General features: G+C 66.8%; 20 protein-coding genes. 8 read left to right on the top strand and 12 right to left on the bottom strand.

Features of this window, described 5'->3' with window-relative positions:
• Nucleotides 1-3 precede the first annotated feature (3 nt).
• Nucleotides 4-747, top strand: a complete 744-nt coding sequence (rlmB, locus tag ABE543_RS13785) for a 23S rRNA (guanosine(2251)-2'-O)-methyltransferase RlmB (protein ID WP_111185763.1) — start codon at nucleotides 4-6, stop codon at nucleotides 745-747.
• Between the two features lie 93 nt (nucleotides 748-840).
• Here rlmB and ABE543_RS13780 read toward each other — a convergent pair whose 3' ends face one another.
• From ABE543_RS13780 to ABE543_RS13770, 3 genes are read right to left on the bottom strand one after another with little or no spacing between them, the layout of a single operon-like run.
• Nucleotides 841-2280 carry an efflux transporter outer membrane subunit gene (locus ABE543_RS13780; RefSeq protein WP_345782742.1) on the bottom strand — a complete coding sequence of 480 codons (1440 nt, stop codon included), beginning with the start codon at nucleotides 2278-2280 and terminating at the stop codon, nucleotides 841-843.
• Nucleotides 2277-4235 carry a MacB family efflux pump subunit gene (locus ABE543_RS13775; protein WP_111185759.1) on the bottom strand — a complete coding sequence of 653 codons (1959 nt, stop codon included), beginning with the start codon at nucleotides 4233-4235 and terminating at the stop codon, nucleotides 2277-2279. Before ABE543_RS13775 ends, ABE543_RS13780 begins: the two co-directional genes overlap by 4 nt.
• On the bottom strand, nucleotides 4232-5476 hold the full coding sequence (locus ABE543_RS13770) for an efflux RND transporter periplasmic adaptor subunit (protein ID WP_193395581.1): 1245 nt from the start codon (nucleotides 5474-5476) through the stop codon (nucleotides 4232-4234). Before ABE543_RS13770 ends, ABE543_RS13775 begins: the two co-directional genes overlap by 4 nt.
• Nucleotides 5477-5681: 205 nt before the next feature.
• Between ABE543_RS13770 and ABE543_RS13765 the strand changes: the two genes are divergently transcribed.
• From ABE543_RS13765 to ABE543_RS13735, 7 genes are all read left to right on the top strand, one after another.
• Nucleotides 5682-6410, top strand: a complete 729-nt coding sequence (locus ABE543_RS13765; protein WP_053518224.1) for a response regulator — start codon at nucleotides 5682-5684, stop codon at nucleotides 6408-6410.
• 6 nt (nucleotides 6411-6416) lie between these two features.
• The gene (locus ABE543_RS13760; RefSeq protein ID WP_053518188.1) at nucleotides 6417-7826 is read left to right on the top strand and encodes an ATP-binding protein; all 1410 of its coding nucleotides are present in this window, start codon (nucleotides 6417-6419) and stop codon (nucleotides 7824-7826) included.
• Between the two features lie 213 nt (nucleotides 7827-8039).
• Nucleotides 8040-9758, top strand: coding sequence for a PAAR domain-containing protein (locus ABE543_RS13755; RefSeq protein ID WP_346475795.1), 1719 nt, complete (start codon nucleotides 8040-8042; stop codon nucleotides 9756-9758).
• On the top strand, nucleotides 9755-10528 hold the full coding sequence (locus ABE543_RS13750) for a PoNe immunity protein domain-containing protein (protein ID WP_197601367.1): 774 nt from the start codon (nucleotides 9755-9757) through the stop codon (nucleotides 10526-10528). The genes ABE543_RS13755 and ABE543_RS13750 overlap by 4 nt, the downstream gene beginning before the upstream one ends.
• Before the next feature lie 271 nt (nucleotides 10529-10799).
• Complete coding sequence (locus tag ABE543_RS13745; protein WP_346475794.1) at nucleotides 10800-11561, top strand: PoNe immunity protein domain-containing protein; 762 nt, start codon at nucleotides 10800-10802, stop codon at nucleotides 11559-11561.
• A gap of 185 nt (nucleotides 11562-11746) precedes the next feature.
• On the top strand, nucleotides 11747-12517 hold the full coding sequence (locus ABE543_RS13740) for a PoNe immunity protein domain-containing protein (RefSeq protein WP_346475793.1): 771 nt from the start codon (nucleotides 11747-11749) through the stop codon (nucleotides 12515-12517).
• A gap of 331 nt (nucleotides 12518-12848) precedes the next feature.
• Complete coding sequence (locus ABE543_RS13735; RefSeq protein ID WP_111185749.1) at nucleotides 12849-15875, top strand: ligand-binding sensor domain-containing diguanylate cyclase; 3027 nt, start codon at nucleotides 12849-12851, stop codon at nucleotides 15873-15875.
• A gap of 63 nt (nucleotides 15876-15938) precedes the next feature.
• Here ABE543_RS13735 and rnt read toward each other — a convergent pair whose 3' ends face one another.
• From rnt to pstC, 9 genes are all read right to left on the bottom strand, one after another.
• A complete protein-coding gene (gene rnt / locus ABE543_RS13730) occupies nucleotides 15939-16523 on the bottom strand; it encodes a ribonuclease T (RefSeq protein WP_053518226.1) in 585 nt (194 codons plus the stop codon).
• A 140-nt stretch (nucleotides 16524-16663) separates the two neighbouring features.
• Nucleotides 16664-17194 (bottom strand): DoxX family protein, encoded by a 531-nt coding sequence (locus ABE543_RS13725; RefSeq protein WP_111185747.1) that lies wholly within the window; start codon nucleotides 17192-17194, stop codon nucleotides 16664-16666.
• Between the two features lie 23 nt (nucleotides 17195-17217).
• On the bottom strand, nucleotides 17218-17973 hold the full coding sequence (locus ABE543_RS13720; protein ID WP_277381549.1) for a putative DNA-binding domain-containing protein: 756 nt from the start codon (nucleotides 17971-17973) through the stop codon (nucleotides 17218-17220).
• Complete coding sequence (locus ABE543_RS13715; protein ID WP_111185743.1) at nucleotides 17966-18844, bottom strand: DUF692 domain-containing protein; 879 nt, start codon at nucleotides 18842-18844, stop codon at nucleotides 17966-17968. Before ABE543_RS13715 ends, ABE543_RS13720 begins: the two co-directional genes overlap by 8 nt.
• The gene (locus tag ABE543_RS13710) at nucleotides 18831-19181 is read right to left on the bottom strand and encodes a hypothetical protein (RefSeq protein ID WP_277381550.1); all 351 of its coding nucleotides are present in this window, start codon (nucleotides 19179-19181) and stop codon (nucleotides 18831-18833) included. The genes ABE543_RS13715 and ABE543_RS13710 overlap by 14 nt, the downstream gene beginning before the upstream one ends.
• A gap of 257 nt (nucleotides 19182-19438) precedes the next feature.
• Complete coding sequence (gene phoU / locus ABE543_RS13705) at nucleotides 19439-20146, bottom strand: phosphate signaling complex protein PhoU (protein ID WP_053518201.1); 708 nt, start codon at nucleotides 20144-20146, stop codon at nucleotides 19439-19441.
• Between the two features lie 67 nt (nucleotides 20147-20213).
• Nucleotides 20214-21044, bottom strand: coding sequence for a phosphate ABC transporter ATP-binding protein PstB (pstB, locus tag ABE543_RS13700; protein ID WP_053518202.1), 831 nt, complete (start codon nucleotides 21042-21044; stop codon nucleotides 20214-20216).
• A gap of 19 nt (nucleotides 21045-21063) precedes the next feature.
• Complete coding sequence (pstA, locus tag ABE543_RS13695) at nucleotides 21064-21927, bottom strand: phosphate ABC transporter permease PstA (RefSeq protein ID WP_053518203.1); 864 nt, start codon at nucleotides 21925-21927, stop codon at nucleotides 21064-21066.
• A complete protein-coding gene (pstC, locus tag ABE543_RS13690; protein WP_053518204.1) occupies nucleotides 21927-22895 on the bottom strand; it encodes a phosphate ABC transporter permease subunit PstC in 969 nt (322 codons plus the stop codon). The genes pstA and pstC overlap by 1 nt, the downstream gene beginning before the upstream one ends.
• Nucleotides 22896-22939: the final 44 nt, after the last annotated feature.

Genomic DNA, 22939 nt, shown 5'->3' with positions numbered 1-22939 from the left:
CGCATGAGCAAGAACAGCCAGTGGATCGTCGGCGTCAACGCCGTCGCCTCCTCCATCGAGAACGACGCCGAGAACGTCCGCGAAGTGCTGGTCGAGGCCGGTGCGAAGAATCCACGCCTGACCGAAATCGAAGAGAACGCGCGCCGCAAGGGGATCGATGTCCGCCGGGTCACCGCGCAGGCGCTGGACGGCGTTGGCGGTGCGGTCCGCCACCAGGGCGTGGCCGCGCGCTATGCCGCTGCGCGCACCTACAGCGAGAATGAACTGGAAGGCCTGGTCACTGCCGCTGAAGGCCGGGCCCTGCTGCTGGTGCTGGATGAGGTACAGGACCCGCACAACCTGGGCGCCTGCCTGCGTTCGGCCGCGGCGGCCGGTGCCACTGCGGTGATCATTCCCAAGGACAAGTCGGCGACGGTGAATGCCACCGTGCGCAAGACCTCGGCCGGCGCCGCCGACCGTATCCCGGTGGTGGCCGTGACCAACCTGTCGCGCTGCCTGAAGGATCTGCAGAAGCAGGGCGTGTGGATCTACGGCCTGGCCGGTGAAGCGACCGCGTCGCTGTACGATCTGGACCTGAAGGGCAACATCGCCGTGGTGCTGGGCGGTGAAGCCGACGGCCTGCGCCGCCTGACCCGCGAGAACTGCGATGGACTGGTCAAGATCCCGATGCCGGGCGAGATCGAGAGCCTGAACGTATCGGTCGCCGCGGGCGTCAGCCTGTTCGAGGCCGTGCGCCAGCGCGGCTGATCGTCCCGTGGCAGCGCCGGGCCATGCCCGGCGGATCCAGTCCGACCACGCTCATGGCGTGCCGCGCTCCACGCCGCCGGGCATGGCCCGGCGCTACCCCGCGCTGCCGCCCAGCGCCTTGAACAGCGTCACATCGTTGGTCAACTGGCTCTGCCGGACGCGGGCCAGTGACAACTCCGCATCGCGCCGGGTCTGCTGGGCTTCCAGCCAGGTCCGCAGGTCGGTGGCACCGACGCGGTAGCGCACTTCCTGCATGCGTTCCACTTCCACCGCCTCGTCATACGAGGCCTGCGACGCCGCCACCTGGCGCGCCAGCTGCTCGCGTGCCGACAGCGCGTTGTCCACTTCCGACAGCGCGGTGTACAGCGTCTTGCGGAACCCGGTCGCGGCGATCTGGTAGTTGGTACCGGCCACGTCGGTATCCAGCTGTGCGCGCTGCAGGTTGAGGAAGGGCAGGGACAGGCCGGCACCGAGCGTGGCCACCGGATTGCGCAGGACATCGCCCAGCGAGGTCGCGCTGGAACCGAGGCTGCCGGTCAGGCTCAACGCCGGGTAGTACTGGGTGGCGGTGACCTTGATCGTCTTCAGGCTGTTGCGCAGCCGCAGCTCGGCCGCGCGCAGGTCGGGACGGCGAGCGAGCAGGTCCGCCGGCAGGCCTTCAGCGATGGCAGGGCTGCGTGCCTGCAGCAGGTTCTGCGGCTCGTCCTGTTGCGGCCACGGGGTGCCGTCGAGCAGCACGGTCAGCGCATTGCGCACTTCCACGCGCTGCTGTTCCAGCGCACTCTGCGCAGCGCGCTGCGACTGCAGGTTCTGCAGGGCCTGGCGTACTTCCAGGCGCGAAACCGCACCGGCGTCGAAACGGGCCTGGACCAGTTCGCGGGTGCGTTCCAGCCGCTCCAGGTTGGCCTGGCCGGTGCTGATCGACTGGTTGAGATACGCCAACGCCCAGTACTGGCTGATGGCATCGCCGATCACCAGCAGGGCGGTGTTCTGTCGATCTTCCTCGGTGGCTTCAGCCTCCCAGCGTGCGATGTCGCGCTGGGTCCTCAGCCGGCCCCACAGATCGACTTCCCAGGCCAGCGAAACGCCGGTGGAATAGCTGCGGCGCCAGTCGTCGGCCTGGTCGGTGGCACGGCTGCCGCTGCCACTGACGCCCGACGAGGACGGTTGTGGCCAAAGCGCGTTGCTGGCCAGCCCGGCCTGCAGGCGGGAACGCTGCACGGCCAGGCCGGCGGCGGCAAGGTCACTGTTGGCGGCCAGCGCCCGGGCTACCAGCCGGTCCAGACGTTCATCGCCGAAACCGCTCCACCAGACATCCTCGCGGATGTCGCGGGCAGGCGTATCCAGGCTGCTGCGCGGAGCGTCCACCGGTGCGTTGAGTGCGGCATTGCCACGCCCATAAGTAGCAGCCACGTCGGGATCGGCAACCGGATAACGGCCGACCGAGGCACAGCCGGACAGGGCAATCAGTACGGCGCCGGCCAGCAGCAGGCGCGAGGGAGCAGGAAAGGGGAGCATGGGCATCGTCTTCATTCGCGGGCCAGGGCCTCCACCGGGTCGAGCTGCGCGGCATTGCGCGCGGGAAGGAAGCCGAAGCCCACGCCGATCAGGGTGGAACAGGCAAATGCGGCGATGATCGAAGCGGTGGAGAACAGCACCTGGAAGTCGCTGGCGAAACGTCCGATCATCGAGCCCAGCAGCAGCGCCAGGCCGACGCCGAGCAGGCCTCCGAGCAGGCACACCAGCACCGCCTCGATCAGGAACTGCTGGCGGATGTCACTCTGCCGGGCGCCCACGGCCATGCGCACACCGATCTCGCGGGTCCGCTCGGTGACCGAGACCAGCATGATGTTCATCACGCCGATGCCACCGACCAGCAGTGCGATGGCGGCGATCGCGCCGATCAGCAGGGTCATCGTGCGTGTGGTCTGCTCGATGGTCTCGCGGATTTCGGCGCTGTTGCTGAGGAAGAAATCCTCGGTACCATGGCGCATCGTCAGCAGGCGGGTGATCGCCTCCTGCGCGGCGTCCATCGGTGTGGCGTCATCCACGCGCACGGTGATGCTGGAGACGTGACTCTGGCCCAGCATGCGTGACATCACGGTCGTGTACGGCACCCAGACGCTGAGACTGGTGCTGCCACCAAAACCGAAGCTCTGCCGCTTGGCGACACCGACCACCCGCACCGGAACGTTGCCGAGCAGGATGACCTGGCCGACAGGATCGACGCCGGGGAAGAACTGGGTCTGGGTGTTCTCGTCGATGATCGCGACCTGGGCCAGCCCTCGCACCGCATCGGCATCGAAGAAGCTGCCACTGAGCAGGGTCACGCCCTTCACCCGGAAGAACTGCTCGCCAACGCCGCTGACCTGGGCGGTGGAGGACTGGTTGCGGTAACGCGCGGTGACCGAGGTCGACACGCTGGGCGTGGCGCTGTCCACGTAGCTCTGCCGTGAGAGCGCATCGGCATCGCTGGCCTTGAGCGTCTGCACCCGTGCAGAGCGCATGTCGCCGAAACCGCGGCCGGGATACACATCGATGGTGTTGGTTCCCAGCGCGCTGATGTTCTGCAGGATCTGCTGCTGCGAGCCGTTGCCGAGCGCGACCACCGAGACCACCGAAGCAATGCCGATGATGATGCCGAGCATGGTCAGGAACGTGCGCAGGCGATGCGCGTTCATCGCCAGCAGGGCCATGCGGAACGCTTCGGTGAATCGGTCGCGCGCTGCGCGCCAGCTGTTGCCGTGGGCAACACCGGTGCTGGCCTCGCGTCGCGCGCGGTAGGACGGCGCATCAGGATTGGCGCGGTCGGCGATGATCTCGCCATCGCGGATCTCGATGATGCGCTGGGCATGCTCGGCCACGCTCATGTCGTGGGTGACGATGATGATGGTATGTCCCTCGGCATGCAGCTCGCCCAGGATTGCCATCACCTCTTCGCCGGATTTCGTATCCAGGGCGCCGGTGGGTTCATCGGCCAGGATCACCTCCCCGCCGTTCATCAGTGCACGCGCGATCGACACGCGCTGCTGCTGGCCACCGGACAGCTGGCCCGGCTTGTGATGCATGCGATCGCCCAGCCCGAGCCGTTGCAGCAGCTGCTCGGCCCGCGCGTTGCGTACCGGGCCGGGGCTGCCCGCGTATACCGCCGGCACTTCCACGTTGCCGCGTGCATCCAGGTCACCGAGCAGGTGGTAGCGCTGGAAGATGAAGCCGAAATGCCCGCGCCGCAGTTCGGCCAGCTCGTCCGGCTGCATCCGGCCGGTTTCGCGGCCGGCCACCTGGTAGCTGCCCCGGGTCGGGCGATCCAGGCAGCCGAGGATGTTCATCAGGGTGGACTTGCCCGAACCGGACTGGCCGACGATGGCGACCATTTCGCCGGCGTGGATGTCCAGGTTGACGTCGCGCAGCACGGCAATGACGTCGTCGCCGGCCGGGAACTCGCGTCGCAGGTCACGCAGGCGCAGCAACGGCGCCGTCGTGCTCATCGGCGCGGGCCCATGCCCGGGCCGCCGACGCGCATCTGCATGCCTCCCCGGTTGCCGCCGCCCGCAGACGCTGCTGCGGCGCTGGCCTCGCCGACCACCACGCGTTCGCCCTCCTGTAGGCCTGAGAGGATTTCAGCCGATGCACCGTTGTTGATGCCGACCTTGACCTTGCGCGGTTGTGGCTGGCCCCGATCATCCACCACCCGTACCACGCGCTCGCCGTCGCGGGTCTTCGGCCCCAGTGCCACCGCCGGTACCATCAGCACGCCCTTGGCCTGCTTGAGCAGGACCGACACCTGCGCGGTCATGTCGATGCGCAGGGTGCCGTCCGGGTTCTCCACGTCGAACAGGGCGTTGTAGTACACCGCGCTGCTGGAGCTGGAACTGGAAGAGCTGCTGGAGCTGGACGAGCTTTCATTGGCGATCGATGCCGGTGCCGGATTGATCTGCCGCAGCGTGGCGTGATACTTCCGGTCCGGGTCGCCCAGCGTGGTGAAGTACACCGGCATGCCGGCCTTGATCTTCACAACGTCCGCCTCGGACACCTCGGCATTGACCGTCACCACGTCCAGGCGCGCCAGCATGACGATGGTCGGCGCGGTCTGGTTGGCGTTCACCGTGCGGCCTTCCTCGGCCACCACGGCGACCACGGTGCCGTCCATCGGCGCGGTGATCCGGGTGTAGGCCAGGTTGGCCCGGGCGGTGCCCAGCTCGGTTTCGCGACCCTTGATCTGTGCCTCGTAGGACTGCAGCTGGGCGCGCGCGGTTTTCAGCTGTGCTTCGGCGGCATCGTACTCCTGGCGGGAGGTGGCCTCGGCGGCCAGCATCTGCTGCTGGCGTGCGAATTCCAGCTCGGCCTGGCGCAGTGTCGCCTGCTGCACCGCCCGCTGCGCGATCACCTGGTCCAGCGAGGCCTGTGCGTTGAGCACCTGGTTCTGCTGGGTGGTGGCGTCGATCTCGGCGATCAGGTCGCCTTCCTTCACCGTATCGCCCAGCTGCACCTTCAGCGATTTGATCTGGCCGGAGGCCTGCGCACCTACGCTGACCAGCTTGTAGGCGTCGATCACGCCGGTCGCCTCGACGGTCTGTTCGATGTCGCCACGGCCTACGGGGGTGGTGGCCAGGGCCGGCGCGGCCGGCCTGCGCAGCAGCCACCAGGCGGCCACGGCAGCGATCAGGACGAGCAGGGCGGCCAGCATCAGGCGGCCCCGGCGGGTTGCGGGCAACAGGCGGCGGATCACGTGGTGGCTTCACTCTCGGTGCCGCGATGGCGGCGATGGTGGGCATTGTGAAGACCGGGCGATCAACCGCTCAATCCTCAGGGTGTGTCTGTGTGTAACACTGTCGGCGAAAGCGCGTATCGACAGGTATCCGGCCCGCGGGTGGATACAGTGGTACGCATTGGCCAGGATGCGGTTCAGCTCCCGACACGGGATGATCCGCGACATGGAGACTGAAAACCCGATGCATCGACTGCTGATCGTCGACGACGACAACGACATCCGCACCCTGCTGGCCGAACAGCTCGGCCGCGCCGGCTACCAGGTCAGCACGGCGGCCGACGGCACCAGCATGCGCCAGCTGCTGGAGCGCGAACACGTGGACCTGATCGTGCTCGACCTCAACCTGCCGCGCGAGGATGGCCTGACCCTGTGCCGTGACCTGCGCGCTCGCTCGAACACGCCGGTGATCATGCTGACCGCCCGCGCGGAACCGATCGATCGCGTGCTGGGCCTGGAAATGGGCGCCGATGACTATCTGGCCAAGCCGTTCGAGCCGCGCGAGCTGCTGGCGCGCATCCGCAACGTGCTGCGCCGTACCGAAGCCCTGCCGGCCAATCTGGAGCCACTGGCGGTGCGCCGTGCACGATTCTCGCGCTGGGTGTTCGATCTGGAGCACCGCCATCTGGTCGATCCGGATGGGCGCGTGGTGGTGCTGTCCGGCGCGGAGTTCCGCTTGCTGCGGGTATTCATCGCACATGCCAACAAGGTCCTGTCGCGCGAGCAGCTGGTCGCGCTCAGCAGCGGCCGTAACTATGAGGCGCAGGATCGCGCGATCGACCTGCAGGTCAGCCGCCTGCGCAACAAGCTGGGTGACGATGGCGGTCCCGATGGGCTGATCAAGACCGTGCGCAACGAAGGCTATGTCCTCGCCTCGGCCGTCAACCTGGAATAAGCCGCGATGAATCGCCTGCGCCACTTTCTGTCCTCGATGGTCGGGCGGCTGTTCGTGATCCTGCTGCTGGGCATGTCGGTGGCGGCGATCGGCGCGACCATGCTGGCCACCTCCAAGCGGCAGCAGGAGTTCGAGCGGCAGAACCTCAACCGCATCGCCGATCGCCTGCAGGGCTACGTCAATCTGCTCGACGGCAATCCCGAGCTGCGCGAGCGCCTGCTGGAAGTGGGCGGGCCGAGCGTGCGCGCGCTGCAGTCCGGTGCGCGCGTGGGACGTGCCGATGCTGCGCTGATGGAAGTGCTGGAGGACCGCCCGGGCCCGGTCGCGCGGGCGCAGGTGCACTTCACTTCGTTCCGCTCCTGCATTCCCAGGCTGCAGGAACTGCTGCCACCGCCGCCGCCCGGCTACCGCAAGCATCCTCGCGAGCGCGATCCGGCGTTCATCCCGCCCAAATGCCGCGCGGTGGACGTCACCCTCAACGACGGTACGTTGCTGAAGCTGGCACTGGATTCCCCTGCGGTGGCCCACAACGGCATCCTGGCCGTGGACCCGCTGTTCCTGACTCTGCTTGTGCTGGCCATCGCGGTACTGGCCTACATCGTGGCCCGCATGGCCAGCGCACCGCTGCAGGAGCTGGCCGCCGCCGCCGAGGATCTTGGCGACGACCTGCAGCGCGATCCGCTGCCGCTGCGCGGCCCGCGTGAAGTACAGCGCGCCGCCGAGGCCTTCAATGCCATGCAGCACCGCCTGCAGCGCCACCTGGCCGAGCGTACGCAGATGCTGGCGGCGATCACCCACGATCTGCAGACACCGCTGACCCGCCTGCGCCTGCGGCTGGAGAACGTGACCGATGAGGCACTGCGCGAGCGCCTGATCGGCGATCTGGCTGCGATGCAGGCACTGGTCCGCGAAGGCCTGGAACTGGCCCGAAGTGCCGAGAGCGCCGAGCAGCGCGCTGCACTGGACCTGGATTCGCTGCTGGAGAGCATCGTCGAGGACACCGCAGAAGGTGGGGCCGATGTCGTCTTCGAGGGCAGGAGCGATGCGGTGCTGATGCTGCGGCCACTGGCGATGCACCGCCTGTTCTCGAACCTGGTGGACAACGCGGTGATGTACGGCCAGCGCGTGCGGGTGCGCATCGAGCGGGGCGGCGGCAGCATCACCGTGGTGGTGGCCGATGATGGCCCCGGCCTGGCCGACGACCAGCTGGAGGCCGTGTTCGACCCGTTCGTGCGGGTGGAGACCTCGCGTTCGCGCGAAACCGGTGGGGCCGGGCTGGGCCTGACCATTGCGCGCGCTCTGGCCGAGAAGGACGGCGCGCGGCTGTGGCTGCGCAACCGTGCCGAGGGCGGACTGGAAGCCGTGGTGCAATGGCCGGCCAGTGCACAGGTGGTGGCGCCGGGTCGGGCAGGCTGAGCAGACGCGGTGGGGGCTGCGTTCCGGCAGGCCCCACGCAAAACTGACGCGATAGCCCTGCCTGCAGCACGATAGGGCGAATGCGTCACCCACGGTAATTGCCTGCGCTGCAAGGCGTTTTACAGGCAGTCGAGGCAATTGCGTCAGCGTTGAATTGCCTGCGCTGCGTGCGGCCGGTCACCTGAAGCCATCGAAGTTCCTTGCGGATGGCAGATGGCACGGATGTGGATCGTGGTGGGCGACGCCACCACGGGCGGCGGGCGGGTGCTGACCGGATCGTCGAATACGGATATCGAAGGCAAGGCCGTCGCCTGCGTGGGCGACAAGGCAACGTGCCCGAAGCATGGCGGCGCGTTCGAGATCGTCACCGGTGACCCGACGCTGATCCTCGACGGCAAGCCGATCGCGCGCGAAGGCGATTCGCTGGCCTGTGGCTGCAGGCTGCTCGGAGGCGCTCAGTCGCTGGTGTACGTGGTTGACGGCGGTGGCGGTGGCGGTGCGTCGGTCTCCGCGGCGCCGGCCGCGCCGGCAGCAGTGAACCTGTGGAACGCCACGCCGCCGCCCAGCGGTTTCGTTGCCCGCGATGCGGTCGCTACGCGCGAGGTCGTGCTGCATTGCCACTACGGCGACCTGGACTGCACGCCCGCGCGCGGTGTCAGTTACCGGGCGACCCTGTCCGATGGCCGCGTGCTCAGCGGCCATCTCGATGACGAAGGTCGTGCACGCCTGCCGCAGGTAAGCGTGGGGCCGGTGCAGGTGATCTACCAGCACGAGGCCGACAGCACCGACTCGGCTGAGATCGAGGCCTGCCGCGAACGCCTTCGCGCGGCCCTGCAGCGCATCGTGCAGCAGACCCGGCAGGATTTTGCTGCGGACTGGCGGCAATGGAACAGTGCCAGCGCTGCGCATCAGGCCTTCCTGATGGAACTGAATCGCATCGAAGGCCAGGCCAGAGGCACATGGGACTGGGCCAGCGGCAGCGTGGAAGCGGTGTGGCGGCTGGCGGTGCTGCGCTTCAAGGCCGATGCGGAACTGCGCGAACTGAGCGGACTGCTGCTGACGGGCGACTGGGACGGGCTGGATGCACGCATCGCGGGGCATCGTGCAGCAGGCGAGCAGGTGCTGGACAAGGCCAGTGCGATCAAGGAGCAGCTGATCCTGCTGTTCGACGACGGCCCGACCTGGCAGCTGTTGGCGGCGTTCCCCGCGGACTGGGCGAAGGCGGTGCCGCCAGACGAGCTGCAGGAGCTGACCCAGCGCTACGGCAGCCAGTTTGCGCTCGATGTCGTGATCAGCGTGCTGCTGGGCGCGTTCAGCGCAGGCACGGCCGGAACCGCCTATGGCGGCGCAACCTGGGCGGCCCGGATCGGGCGGTTGGGGCAGCGTCTGGCAGCGCTGCTGGACGAGCTGGGCGAGGCGTTCACCGCATTGGCGCGGGCATTGCGCTTGCGCAAGCGTCGGCACACGGAAAGCCGGGCGCCGGATGCCGATGGGGTGGTGGAAACCCGACTGCCGCGCACGCGCGCCGCAGGTGCCGCGTTCGGTGAGGCGAGGGCGCATCAAGCGATGCTGGACAAGGGCCTGACGCCAGTGGGAAAGACCGATGGCGTGTATCGTCCGGGAGAGAATGGCATCGATGGGGTCTACAGCCACCCGGATCCGCCGCCCGACTTTGTGATCACCGAAGCGAAGTACAACACGGGCCGGTTGGGTGGACCGTACAGGGACGGTACGCGGCAGATGGATGATGAGTGGGTGAGGAAGCGATTGGACAACAAGGTGGGAGGCCGGAAGGCTGACTCGATCAGAGAAGCGATGAGGCAAGGACGTGTAGAGAAGGTTCTTGTCAGGTCAGCGGAAGATGGAACATTAGTGATGAAAAAAATCGGCGACACTGGTTCTTTGATCGGCCCGTGGGGCGATGGCGCATGAGTGCGCAGCGTGACACCCGGATGCTGGAGCCGTACTTCACGGATTGGATCGATTATGACTCCGTGGAGGTGGCGCGTATTGATCATTCAATCGCGACTCGAGCCTATCCTCCCAAGGGATGTGTTCTCGGCGCGTCGGATGTGTCCGGTCGCATCCTTCGTCGGCTGGTCATGCGATTCTCAAGGGGCGACGCTATTGTTTTGCTTCATGATGAGCTGAACCAGCTGCTTGTTTCGCGTGCGCAGCTTCTGCATCAGTGTGATCAATTGCCTTTGGAGGACCAGAACTATCGTGCACAGTTCGAGGATCTTCGTGAAGATCACTACGTCGATCACCTCTGGTGGCTGGCGATCGCGGTCAGCGCCGGTATGGGTTCGACCTACCTTGCGAAGGCCCTAACGCTGATTGGGAATGCGGGAAAGGATCGACTCTTTGACGAAATCGCGATACTGCTGGTTGAAGACGGAAGAGTTCCGGGGAGGCAGGTGCTGTATCGCCAGTACCTCCCGCTCATGGAAGCAATCGCCTCACCCTCGGACCGGCCCGGGCTCGTAAAGAAATTCCTGGACGGCTGGTATGCAGGCAGCCGCAACGTGTACTGGCACGGGAATCACCGTGACGACGACAGCGGCTACATGGGCTACTGGGCCTTCGAGGCCGCGCTGGTCGTGATGCTGTTCGACATCGACGATGCGAGCTTCCGCGACCACGAGTACTACCCGGCCGATCTGGTGGCTTATTACAGGCGTCGTGCTGGCGCAGGTATCTGATGGTCAGGCGGCTCAGATGCTTGCACCGGGTGCGGGGACGAATCGAGCGCGGCGGCGATGTGATCAGCCAGCGGCTTCGTCGCCCGCGACGCGGTCGCCGGAGGTGAGGTGGTGCTGCATCGCCACTACGGCGACCCTACCCGATACCGAGTGCCCAGCGGCCACATGGATGGCGAGGGCCGCGCACGCGCGCCGCAGGTGCCGCGTTCGGTGAGGCGAGGGCGCATCAGGCGATGCTGGACAAGGGCCTGACGCCAGTTGAACTGGACCGATGATGCGCGATAGCAGGAAATCCAAGGCATATTTCTCTGGAATCATCGAGTTCCGGCTGGATGAGGTTGCAGAGGTCGTTGATCGTATTGATTCACACAGGTATACCGACGTCGGACGCGCCAATGCATCGAGTTCCGTGTTTTCCCTGCTCCTTCAGATAATAGTCATGCGCTACTCGCGTGGCGACGATCTGGTTGAAGTACTGGGGGGGCTGGAAGAATTGCTGCTTGCAAGGCGGCGCGTTGATCTGTGCGCCGATGCCTTGGGCGCACAGGATCAGATGATTCGTGCAGTGTGGGAGGATCTTCGGCCGGACAGGTACACAAAGTACCTCTGGTGGTTGGCATTCTCGGTTGCCGCGGGTATGGAGGGCTCTTATGTGCGAAGTGCACTTGGCTTGATGAAGCACGCCGGGGAAGACGAGCTTTTCGACAGAGTTGCGATTGCATTGGGAGACACAGGCCGACCCGCTGCCAATCACGTGCTGTATCGCCAGTACCTTCCGCTAGCAAAGGCCGTCGCATCGATCCAGGACCGACCGGGGCTCGTAAAGAAGTTCCTGGATGGCTGGTATGCGGGCAGCCGCAACCTCTATTGGCACGGGAATCACCGTGACGACGACAGCGGCTACATGGGCTACTGGGCCTTTGAGGCCGCGCTGGTCGTGATGCTGTTCGATATCGACGATTCGAGCTTCCGCGACCACGAGTACTACCCGGCCGATCTGGTGGCCTATTACAGGCGTCAATCCGGCGCATGAGCCCGATGGTCAGGCGGCTCAAGCACGAGATGGTCCGGTGTGGTCAGCAGGGGCCGTCGGCAAGGTGCATCGGGGCACGCCGGCTGAGCGCGGCATTCCCCGGGGTGTAGCCGAACATGGAGCGGTAGGGGCTGTCAGAATCGACTGATGCCAGTTTCAGAATCAAGTGGGGGTTTGATTCAATAATGAAAATGCGCGATTCGCGCAAGACAAGAAGCTACTTTGATCGCTGGATCGAGCATGCGGGAGCCTCCATTCATCGAAAGGAATCGAGAATCGTGGGGGATGAATTGCCGCGCAAAGGGCGTGTTCTTGCTGCCTCAAGGCTTTTCGATTCAGTGTTGGGAGTGGTGGTAATGCGATACTCCCGCGGTGATGACATCGAATCAATCAAGGGTGAGGTGAGGTCGCTCCTTGCAGTGCGCGAGAAGATGAGTGAATTCTGCGATCTGCTGGAAACAGGTGAGAGAAGCTACCGCTTCCAGTTCGAGGACATCCGGCAAGATCACTTCGTGCAATGGTTGTGGTGGTTGGCCTTCGCGCTCTCGCTGGACTTGGGGCGAGGGTACATTGAACGAAGTTTGACGCTGCTGCGGAACGCCGGAAAAGACGAACTCTTCGACGCGATCGCAGTTGCAATGGGGGATGCGGGCCGACCCGTTTCGACTCAGGTGCTGTATCGCCACTACCTCCCACTCATGGAAGCAATCGCCTCACCCTCGGACCGGCCCGGGCTCGTAAAGAAATTCCTGGACGGCTGGTATGCAGGCAGCCGCAACGTGTACTGGCACGGGAATCACCGTGACGACGACAGCGGCTACATGGGCTACTGGGCCTTCGAGGCCGCGCTGGTCGTAATGCTGTTCGACATCGACGATGCGGGCTTCCGCGACCACGAGTACTACCCGGCGGATCTGGTGGCCCATTACAGGCGTCGTGCTGGCGACAGGACGTAGCTGTCCCTCCGCAGAGGCGCCAGGCGAGGGGTCTTCTGGTCCTGCCTGTGGTCACCGCCTGGGCTCGGGAAGGTGTGCCGGACCACGCCCTTCCGCCAGAAATCCGTACCGCCTGCACGGGTGAGCCAGAAAGCCCGCCGTTGCTGCCCGGGGGAGGGGGGGCACGGCTGGGCAGGCGCGGCGGGCTGGCGTTTGCCCTATCATTCGCGCATCTCCCCAGACGCCCCCCGATGAGCCAGCCTGTTCCCGTCGGCACGCCGCCCCGCGCTGCCTGGGCATTTCCACCTGCCGCCCCGCCTGGCCGCAGTACCCGGCCGCCACTGCTGCGGTGATGGGCGGGCAGGGGGACGACGGGCGCTGGGTGGAGCGTCACGCGTGGGACTGGAGGGCGGTGCTGCGACACAGCCTTCTGTGGCTGCTGCTGGCTGCTGCATTGCCGTTGCATGCACAGAGCGGTGCACCGCCGCTGCGCGACTACGCCATCGATGTGTGGACCTCGCGCAACGGCCTGCCGCACAACTCGCTGCGCGACATCGCGCAGACGCCGGAAGGCCATCTCTGGTTTGCCACCTGGGAAGGCCTGGTGCGCTACAACGGCCTGGATTTCACCGTGTACGACCGCAGCACGCGGCCCGGGCTGCGCGACAACGGCATCGGCGCGTTGTTCGTCGACCGTCAGGGCGGGCTGTGGATCAGCGACTCGCGCGGCAATGTCAGCCGACGTGGCAGTGATGGCCAGTGGCGTGTGTGGGAGCACCAGCCGGATACCCCGCAGGTACTGATCCAGTCGATGCAGATGGACAGCCAGGGGCGCCTGTGGCTGCTCTACGAAGGCAAGGGCCTGGGTTATCTCGCGCCGGACAAAGGCCTTGTCTATCAGGCGCCGGCTGCCGATCTGCCGATGGCGATGAGCTTCACCAAACTGGTGGTGGATGCGCAGGATCGGGTCTGGGTCGGCACGCTCGATGGCCTGGTACTGCGTGACAACGATGGCGTGCTGAAGCGCGCGCCCGCCGCCTGGGGGCTGGGCGCGGGCAGTGGCCTGTCCTGGCCGTACCGGGCGCCGGACGGTGCGCTGTGGATCGTGGCGGGCGAGCGCCTGTACCGGGTCGAGGATGACCGGCTGGTGCTGGTGCACCGGCTGCCGGGCCAGCTGCACCTGACCTCGATGCTGCAGGACCGCCACGGTGATCTCTGGCTGGGCACCGAGAACCAGGGGCTGCTGCGGATTTCCTCGCATGGACTGGAGCGGCTGCCTGCGGGCCTGAGCCTGCCGGGCGGGCGCGTGGTGAGCCTGCGCGAGGATGACGAGGGCAGCATCTGGGTGGGGGCCAACGGCGGCCTCTACCGCCTGCGCGAGACCCTGTTCAGCAGCTACACCGAGCGCGATGGGCTCAGCGGCGATTACGTGCGCACCGTGCTGGAAGATCGTGACCGCCAGCTGTGGGTGGGCAGTGCCAGTGGCCTGGATCGACAGAATGCCGATGGCCGTTTCCAGGCCATGCCGCTGCACAACCGCGGTGGCAAGGCGCCGTCGGTGCTGAGCCTGGCGCAGGGGCCGGACGGCGATCTCTGGGTGGGAACCTTCGGTGACGGCGTCTACCGCCTGTCCCGGGACGGCCGCCTGCGCCACAACTACGCCGCCGACGATGGCATGCCGGGTGGCAACATCCGCGCGATCAGCGTGGATTCGAGCGGGGCGGTCTGGGCCGGAACGCAGAAGGGAGTGGTGCGCATCGACGGCGACCGGGTGCAGGTGTCGCCGGTGGCGGGCATGCCGACCGGGCTGATCACAGCGCTGGAACACGATCACCAGGGCAACCTGTGGATCGGCACGATCGAGGGCATCCGCGTGCTGCGCGGCAACCGTGTGCAGGCGATCGATCTGGCGCCGCTGGGGGGCGGACGCAGTGTGTTCGGCTTCCACCAGCTGGGTGACGCGATGTGGATCAGCAGTGATCGTGGCCTGTACCGCTGGCAGGGCGGGCGGCTGGCCCGCGTCGGCCTGGAGCAGGGCATGCCGGTCGACGCGGTGTTCCAGCTGGTGCCCGACCGGCTGGGCAACGTATGGATCAGCAGCAACCGTGGCGTGCTGCGCACCGACATGGCGACTCTCAATGCCGTGGCCGACGGCCGCGCGCCGCGGGTGAGCGTGGAGCGCTACAACGAGATCGACGGCATGGCCAATGCACAGGCCAACGGCAGCTCCGGCCCCTCGGCGATCCTGCGCCAGGATGGCACCTTCTGGGTGGTCACCGCGGGGGGCCTGAGTACGGTCGATCCGCAGCGCCTGCAGCGCTTCCGCGAACGGCGGGCACCGCCAGCGGCGATCGAGAACGTGCAGGTGGACGGCGCGCCGGTGCACTGGGAGGGCGCCGAACGCAATCTGATTCCCGGTGGTCGTCGCCTCGCGGTGAGCTATGTCGGCCTGAGCTACCTGATGTCGGACCGGATCCGCTACCGCACGCGCCTGGATGGACTGGACAGCGGCTGGGTCGAGCGCGGTCCACAGCGCAGCGTGGAGTTCGTTGGCCTGCCACCGGGCGATTACACGCTGCACGTGGCCGCCGCGCACCCGAGTGGCGCCTGGGGCCAGCAGGAAGCCGTATGGAGCTTCAGCGTGGAGCCGTTCTGGTGGCAACGGCGCAGCGTGCAGGCGCTGGGCGGCATCCTGCTGCTGGCCGGGCTGGTGGCGCTGTACCGCTTCCTGCTGCAGCAGCTGAAGGCCAGCAACCTGCGTCTGGCTCGCCGCGTGGACGAGGCCACCTTCGACCTGCAGGCCCAGACCGTCCATCTGCAGGCGGTGAACCAGGAGAAGACCGAGCTGGCCGAACGCCTCGCACGGCAGGCCGAAGCGTTCGAGCGCCAGGCGCGGGAGGATGCGCTGACCGGATTGGCCAACCGCCGCGGCTTCGATGAAACCCTGGCGCGTGACTTCGCACGATCGCAGCGCAGCGGCCACCCGCTATGCCTGGTGGTGCTGGATATCGATCACTTCAAGGCTGTCAACGATCGCTACAGCCACAGTACCGGTGATGCGGTACTGGTCGAGGTGGCGCGGGTGATCGCCACGGCCTGTCGTGACTCGGACCTGCCTGCGCGCACGGGCGGCGAAGAATTCGCGCTGCTGCTCAACGACACCCGGCTGGAGGAAGCCGCGCAGCTGTGCGCGCGGTTGCGGGGGCTGTTCCATGACCACCCGGACTGGGCGGGCGTGGATGGGCTGAGGGTGACCTTCAGTGCGGGACTGGTCGAACTGGAGGCTGAAGACCGCACCCCGGCCCTGCTGTACCAGCGCGCCGACCGCGCGCTCTACCGTGCCAAGAGTGACGGGCGGGATCGCACGAGCATCGGTTGACGCGCCGGCGGTGCCGGCCCACGGTCGGCACCCACGCCTGCGCGGCCAGAGGGGCGCTGACGGTTACCGCGGCCAGGCGTTGGCGATCGTGCAGAACAGCCGTGCCGTCTGCTCGGTGTCGTACACCGCGCTATGCGCTTCGTTGGCATCCCAGCCCAGTCCCGCCGCATTGGCAGCACGTGCCAGCACCGTCTGCCCGTATGCGATGCCGGCCAGCGTCACCGTGTCGAATACGCTGAAGGGGTGGAACGGATTGCGCTTGTGCCCGGTCCGGGCGACGGCGGCATTGACGAAACCGAGGTCGAAATGCGCGTTGTGGCCGACCAGGATTGCGCGCTGACAGCCGTACTTCTTCATCGCGGCGCGAACCGGGGTGAAGATATGGTCCAGCGCGGCGCGCTCTTCCTTGGCCAGACGGAACGGGTGATCCAGGATGATGCCGGTGACTTCCAGCGACTTCGGATCGATTTCCAGCCCTTCGGCCGGCACGACATGCGCGCTGGCGGTCTGCCCGGGGAAGAGCAGGCCGTTCTCGTCCATCTCGATCGGCACCGCCGCGATCTCCAGCAGCGCGTTGCGCTGGGCGTCGAAGCCGCCGGTCTCCACGTCCACCACCACCGGCAGGAAGCCACGGAAGCGTTGTGACATCGCACGCTGCGCCTGCGGTACTGCGGAAACGGGGGCGACGTCAGGTGCGGGGGTGGGGTCGGTCATGCGTGGATTCTAGCAGAGCGTTCCTGAGCGCCCGGTGCGCGCAGCCGGATGGGGCGTTGCGGGCGGCGCGCCAATCAGCGGCATCGCGGACCGGCTCCCGCCCAGGTGCCCCCGCCAGCGCCATGCCGGGCCAGCAGTGCATCGACGCTCAGCCTGCCGGCGCCAGCGAACAGCAACGGCAGCAGCATCGCCATGAACAGTACGGGCAGTTTGAAGTTGCCGAAGCCTTGGTCGCTGATTGCATACCCCATGGCGAGGTCGCCCAGCGAGTGCCATTCCATCGGCCAGTGCACCGCATGGGTCGCCACCACGGTCAGCACCAGCAGGCTGGCAGCGGCAAAGCGGGTGCCGAAACCGACTAGCAGGCAGGCGGCACCCAGCAGTTCGAACCAAGTGGCCAGTTGCCAGTTCAGCGCGGCCGGCAAGTGGTCGAATGGAAACGGAAAGGCCTGCTGCAGGTCGGCGAACCAGTTCTGGCCGTGCAGTTTCTCGAGGCCGGATTCGAAGTACTCCCAGGCCAGCAGTACGCGCAGGCCCAGCGGGGCCAACCAGGGGGCGAGACGGTCCAGCTGGCCACGCGCGGTGGCCAGGATCGGGTAGTTCATCGGGAATCTCCGGGAGTGGGGCGTCAGGGCGGCGGCGTGATCGGGCCGATCACGCCGGCTTGCAGGAACTGTTGCAGCAGGGCGGCACCGGCCTCGTCCAACGCGTGCTCCTCCAGCCCGTGTGCCAGTGCCAGCTGCCGCAGGTAGGTGTTGCCATCGGCGCCGGGCTGCTCGCCGATGCGGGCCAGCAGATGCACCGCCAGTGGGCTGAGGCTGGCGAAACGCACCTCACCGTCAGCATCGCGCCGGACCAGCAGGCCGGTCGGCTCGGCCGGAGCCGTGCGCGGCGCATCGTCCGCGCCAAGCCGGTGGACCGGCCATTGATACAGCAAGGGCCAGGCCAGCGGCGAACGCTGCAGGGCGACCACCCGCGGATCGATCGCGCCGGCCACCGGCAGCGGCTCGGCCTGCAACTGGTACAACGCCGTTTCCACCCACTCGTAGTGGGCCAGCTCGGCCAGCGCCGGATGCGGAAGCTGCGGCTGTGCCTGCAGCCACTGCACGAACTCGGCAGCCAGTTCGGTGAACAGCGGACTGCGGCAGCGATGCGTCGCGAAGTAGCTGCGCACCAGGGCACTCCAGCCCGGTTCACCGAGCAGGCGCACGCAGACCGGGAACCCGTTGCTCAACAGACCCAGCAGGTTGTTGAACAGCAGGCGCTGGTACACCGCTACGCGTTGCGGCTCCATGCCGGCCGGCGCGGCCACGGTGTCCGGGTCGCGCAGATGGGCGGTGAACGCGTGCTGCTGCGCACGCAGCCGTTCCGGCGCTTCAGCCATGCGTGCTGCCTCCGGCTGGGTCGGCCTGCAGGCGGCGGATGGTCTGCAGCTCGCTCTGGAGCTCGGCGTATGGGGGGAAGTTGAAGTCGCGTTCGAGCAGGGTGGGGCGGGGGCCGATGCGCGCATAGGTACGTGCAAGCAGCTCCCAGACCGGATCGATCACGGCGCTGCCATGGGTGTCGATCTTCAGGTCCGGCGCTTCATCCAGGTGCCCGGCCACGTGCAGGCAGACGATGCGCTGTGCCGGCAGGCCGGCGATGAACGTGTCGGCGTCGTAGCCATGGTTGCAGGCGTTGACGTAGACGTTGTTGACGTCCAGCAGCAGGTCGCAGTCCGCTTCGGCAAGCACCGCGTTGGTGAAGGACAGTTCGTCCATGGACGGTTCCGGTGCCAGGTAGTAGGACACGTTCTCCACCGCGATGCGCCGGCCGAGCAGGTCCTGCACACGGGCAATGCGCGTGGCGGTATGGCGCACGGCTTCATCGGTGAACGGAATCGGCAGCAGGTCGTACAGATGGCCGTCGTCGCTGCAGTAGCTCAGGTGCTCGCTGTAGAGCGGCACGCGGTGCTCGTCCAGGAACCGGCCAACCTGTGCCAGCAGCTGCGTGTCCAGCGGTGCACTGCCGCCCAGCGACAGCGACAGGCCGTGGCAGCTCAGCGGATGCCGCGCCGCCAGTTCGGCCAGTGCATCGCCTGCCGGTCCGCCTACGTGGATCCAGTTTTCCGGCGCACATTCGAGGAAGTCGAAGTCGCCGGCCGGTGCCTCGCGCAGCGCCTGCAGCAGCGCGCGGCGCAGGCCCAACCCGGCGGCCGCCGCGGGAAGCGGCGACCGCCGGTGGACAGCGCTGGCGCGGACGTCAGTGCTTGCCACCGCACTTGCCTTCGCCGCACTTGCCTTCGGCCGCCTTCTTGTCGCCGGTGCTCTTGGCCTTTGCATCGTTGCCGGCGGCGGCCTTGCCCTTGTCGCCACCACACTTGCCTTCGGCGCTCTTGCCATCGGCGCCGCACTTGCCTTCGGCATGCTTGGCGGCGTCGCCGGTACGCGCGTCGGCAGCCTTGGCATCGGTGGCCTTGGCGGCCTGGCCGGCCACCAGATAGCCCTGCGCCAGATCGCTCATGCTCAGAGCCGAAGCGCTGGCCGTCATGCCCAGGCCGGCGACAAGGGCGGTAGCGGTCAGCAGGGACAGGGTCTTGTTGGTACTGCTCATCGGTTGTGCTCCTGGGTGGTGTGGGCGGGTGCCCGGGTGGCCGGCAGGGGTGCCGGTGGAAGCGATCGTGCGCCGATCCTACTCAACGAATCCTCGCAGAGAACTCAAATTTTCGTGAGATTTTCCGCGCAGTCAGGGGGCGGGGCCTTGCCAGGCAGGCGCGGCGCCTTTGGAAATGCTGGAAGGCCCAAAAAGAAAGGCCGCTGTCGCGCGGACAGCGGCCACTCTGGAGTCGACTCCGGTGTTGCAGTGCAGCGTCAGGGCTGACCGGTGCTGGAGGTTTCGTCGCGCTTCTCGCGCGGCGGCAGCGGCTGCTCTCCATGCACGAGGAACCAGACGTTCTCGGCGATGTTGGTGGCGTGGTCGCCCACGCGTTCCAGATTCTTGGCCATGAACAGCAGGTGGGTGCACGGCGTGATGTTGCGCGGATCTTCCATCATGTAGGTCAGCAGTTCGCGGAACAGCGCGGTGTACTGCGCATCCAGGCGCGCGTCATCCTCGCGCAGGGCCAGCGCCGCCTCGGCATCATTGTCGCGGTAGGCCGCGATGGCGCGGCGCACCTGCTGTGCGGCCAGCCGGCCCAGGGCGCGCAGGCCCTGGATCTGCGGCAGCGGCGGCACCTTGCCCAGTGCGATCGAACGCTTGGCAACGTTCGCCGCGTAGTCGCCGATCCGCTCGATGTCGGCGGGGATGCGCAGGCCCGCAAGGATTTCGCGCAGGTCGCGCGCCATCGGGCCGCGCAGCGCAAGGCGCATCACGTCGTGGCTGATCTGCTGCTCCAGTGCATCGATCGCCTCATCGTTGGCGATGATGCGATGGGCGGCGTTCTCATCGCGCTTCTCGATCACGTCCATCGATGCTTCGAGCTGGGCGACGGCCATCTCGCCCATGCGCACGATTTCGGCCACCAGGCGCTGCTGCTCTTCGTCGTAGCTCTTGACGATGTGGTCGTTGGGAAGATTCATGGTTGTTCCGTCATGTAGAGCCGGGCCATGCCCGACTGGCGTTGTCTGTGAAGAAGCCGCGGTCCGGTCAGCCGAAGCGACCGGTGATGTAGTCCTCGGTCTGCTGCTTGGACGGCTGCGAGAAGATCACTTCGGTGCGGTCATGTTCGATCAGGTCGCCCAGGTACATGAAGGCGGTGTAGTCCGATACGCGGGCGGCCTGCTGCATGTTGTGGGTGACGATGACGATGGTGTAATCGTTCTTGAGCTCTTCCACCAGCTGCTCGATGCGGCTGGTGGAGATCGGGTCCAGTGCCGAAGTGGGTTCGTCCAGCAGCAGCACGTCGGGGCGCAGGGCGACGGCGCGGGCGATGCACAGGCGCTGCTGCTGGCCACCGGAAAGACCCAGCGCGCTCTGGTTGAGCTTGTCCTTCACCTCGTCCCACAGCGCGCCCTGACGCAGTGCCTGCTCGACGCGGTCGCTCATCTCACCCTTGGACAGCTTCTCGTGGTGGCGGATGCCGTAGGCCACGTTCTCGAAGATCGTCATCGGGAACGGCACCGGCTTCTGGAACACCATGCCTACTTTGCTGCGCAGCCGGTTCATCGGGAACTTCGGCGACAGGATGTTCTCGCCGTCCAGCAGCACTTCGCCGCGTGCTTCCAGCTTCGGGTACAGCGCGTAGATGCGGTTGAAGATGCGCAGCAGGGTCGACTTGCCGCAACCGGAGGGGCCGATCAGCGCGGTGACGCGCTTTTCCGGGATCTCCAGGTTGATGCCCTTGAGAGCGTGGAACTTGTCGTAGTAGAAGTCCAGGCCACGCGCAGCGAGCTTGACCGGAGCCGGGGTATGCAGGTTCTCGTGCGAGGCCGGCACGGCGATGCGCTGCATCGGCACGGCATTGGAAAGATCGTTCATGGTGGTTTCCACGGAAAGGTCAGTCATGGGAGATGCGGTTGCGCAGCAGGAGGCCGCGGGCGGCGAGGCTGACCAGCAACACGAAGACGGTCAGCACCAGGGCACCGGCCCAGGCCAGCACCTGCCAGGATTCGTACGGGCTGCCGGCGAACTGGTTCATCACCACCGGCACCGAGGCCATCGGCTGGAACACGTTGCTGTTCCAGTACTGGTTGCCGAAGGCAGTGAACAGCAGCGGTGCGGTCTCACCGGAGATGCGGGCCAGCGCCAGCAGGATGCCGGTGATGATGCCGGCCGAGGCGCTGCGGTAGAGCACCTGCACGATCACCTTCCATTGCGGGATGCCCAGCGACAGCGCCGCTTCGCGCATCTGCGAGGGCACCAGGCGCAGCATTTCGTCGGTGGTACGCACCACCACCGGCAGCACGATGAAGGCCAGCGACAGCGCGCCGGCGAAGGCGGAGAACTGGCCGCCGGTCTGCATCACGTACAGGGTGTACACGAACAGGCCCAGCACGATCGACGGGGCCGACAGCAGGATGTCGTTGACGAAGCGGACCACGGTGCCGGCCTTGCGGGCATTGCCGTACTCGGCCAGCCAGGTGCCGGCCAGGACACCCAGCGGGGTGCCGATGCCGATCGCCAGCGCACACATCACCGCGCTGCCGAAGAAGGCGTTGGCCAGGCCGCCTTCCTGCATGGGCGGCGGTGTCATCTTGGTGAACAGGTCCAGGTTGATGCCGGCCAGGCCCTTCGCGGCCAGGGTGAACAGGATCCAGCCCAGGAAGAACAGGCCGAACAGCGCGGTGGCGCAGGACAGCGCGATGGCGACGACATTGCCGATGCGACGGCGCAGGTACAGCGAGTCAGCGGTGGTGGACATCAGTTGCCCTCCTTGCGGGCCAGGCGCATCAGCATCAGGCGGGCGATGGCGAGCACCACGAAGGTGACGATGAACAGGACGAAGCCAAGCAGCAGCAGCGCCGAGCGGTAGGTTTCAGTGGCCTCGCCGAAGTCGTTGGCGATCAGGGCGGCGATGGTGGTGCCCGGCTCCAGCAGTGACGGCGACAGGCGCACGCTGTTGCCGATCACGAAGGCCACGGCCATGGTCTCGCCCAGTGCGCGGCCAAGGCCGAGGAAGACGCCGCCGATCACCGCCGAACGGGTGTAGGGCAGCACGATGTCCCAGCTCACTTCCCACTTGGTCGACCCCAGCGCATAGGCCGATTCCTTCAGGCGGGTCGGTACGGTCAGGAACACCTCGCGCATGACCGAAGAGATGAACGGGATGACCATGATGGCCAGCACGAAGCCGGCGGTCAGCATGCCGATGCCCAGCGGCGGGCCCTGGAAGATCGGGCCGATGACCGGCCATTCGCCCAGCGTTTCGTTGAGGAACGGGGTGACGTACTCGGTCATCACCGGCACCAGCACGAACAGGCCCCACATGCCGTAGATGATGGAGGGAATGCCTGCCAGCAGTTCGATGGCGGTGCCGACCGGCCCCCGCAGCCAGCGTGGCGCCACTTCGGTCAGGAAGAACGCGATGCCGAAGCTGACCGGCACGGCGATGACCATCGCGATCAGCGCGGTGACCAGGGTGCCGTAGATCGGAGCGAGCGCACCGAACTTGTTTTCGACCGGATTCCAGTCGGAAGAGAAGAAGAAGCTCAGGCCCTGCATCTGCAGGGCATGACGGCCGCCCCACAGCATCGACAGAGCCGCGCAGGCCAGGGCGATCAGGACGAAGATGACGGTGCCGACCAGCACCCATCGGAACAGTTTGTCGTTGCGGGCATCACGCGCGTCACGCGTGGACGGGGCGGCTACAGGCTGGGCGATGGCATTCATGGGGACGGCAGGGCCAGGAAGGGGCGGGGCGGCACGGCGTGGAA

It is taken from the genome of Stenotrophomonas sp. TWI169, from assembly GCF_039674705.1.
Lineage (GTDB): Bacteria > Pseudomonadota > Gammaproteobacteria > Xanthomonadales > Xanthomonadaceae > Stenotrophomonas > Stenotrophomonas maltophilia_P.
This window is presented reverse-complemented; position numbering and strand designations above follow the sequence as displayed.

Excerpts from the sequence above, each read along its gene's own strand:
- ABE543_RS13760 (WP_053518188.1), top strand. The coding sequence starts at position 6,417 with ATGAATCGCCTGCGCCACTTTCTGTCCTCGATGGTCGGGCGGCTGTTC.
- pstA (WP_053518203.1), bottom strand. The coding sequence starts at position 21,927 with ATGTCCACCACCGCTGACTCGCTGTACCTGCGCCGTCGCATCGGCAAT.
- pstC (WP_053518204.1), bottom strand. The coding sequence starts at position 22,895 with ATGAATGCCATCGCCCAGCCTGTAGCCGCCCCGTCCACGCGTGACGCG.
- ABE543_RS13735 (WP_111185749.1), top strand. The coding sequence starts at position 12,849 with ATGGGCGGGCAGGGGGACGACGGGCGCTGGGTGGAGCGTCACGCGTGG.
- ABE543_RS13755 (WP_346475795.1), top strand. The coding sequence starts at position 8,040 with ATGGCACGGATGTGGATCGTGGTGGGCGACGCCACCACGGGCGGCGGG.
- ABE543_RS13750 (WP_197601367.1), top strand. The coding sequence starts at position 9,755 with ATGAGTGCGCAGCGTGACACCCGGATGCTGGAGCCGTACTTCACGGAT.
- ABE543_RS13780 (WP_345782742.1), bottom strand. The coding sequence starts at position 2,280 with ATGAAGACGATGCCCATGCTCCCCTTTCCTGCTCCCTCGCGCCTGCTG.
- ABE543_RS13710 (WP_277381550.1), bottom strand. The coding sequence starts at position 19,181 with ATGAGCAGTACCAACAAGACCCTGTCCCTGCTGACCGCTACCGCCCTT.
- rlmB (WP_111185763.1), top strand. The coding sequence starts at position 4 with ATGAGCAAGAACAGCCAGTGGATCGTCGGCGTCAACGCCGTCGCCTCC.
- phoU (WP_053518201.1), bottom strand. The coding sequence starts at position 20,146 with ATGAATCTTCCCAACGACCACATCGTCAAGAGCTACGACGAAGAGCAG.
- rnt (WP_053518226.1), bottom strand. The coding sequence starts at position 16,523 with ATGTCACAACGCTTCCGTGGCTTCCTGCCGGTGGTGGTGGACGTGGAG.
- ABE543_RS13740 (WP_346475793.1), top strand. The coding sequence starts at position 11,747 with ATGAAAATGCGCGATTCGCGCAAGACAAGAAGCTACTTTGATCGCTGG.
- pstB (WP_053518202.1), bottom strand. The coding sequence starts at position 21,044 with ATGAACGATCTTTCCAATGCCGTGCCGATGCAGCGCATCGCCGTGCCG.
- ABE543_RS13725 (WP_111185747.1), bottom strand. The coding sequence starts at position 17,194 with ATGAACTACCCGATCCTGGCCACCGCGCGTGGCCAGCTGGACCGTCTC.
- ABE543_RS13745 (WP_346475794.1), top strand. The coding sequence starts at position 10,800 with ATGATGCGCGATAGCAGGAAATCCAAGGCATATTTCTCTGGAATCATC.
- ABE543_RS13775 (WP_111185759.1), bottom strand. The coding sequence starts at position 4,235 with ATGAGCACGACGGCGCCGTTGCTGCGCCTGCGTGACCTGCGACGCGAG.
- ABE543_RS13765 (WP_053518224.1), top strand. The coding sequence starts at position 5,682 with ATGGAGACTGAAAACCCGATGCATCGACTGCTGATCGTCGACGACGAC.
- ABE543_RS13720 (WP_277381549.1), bottom strand. The coding sequence starts at position 17,973 with ATGGCTGAAGCGCCGGAACGGCTGCGTGCGCAGCAGCACGCGTTCACC.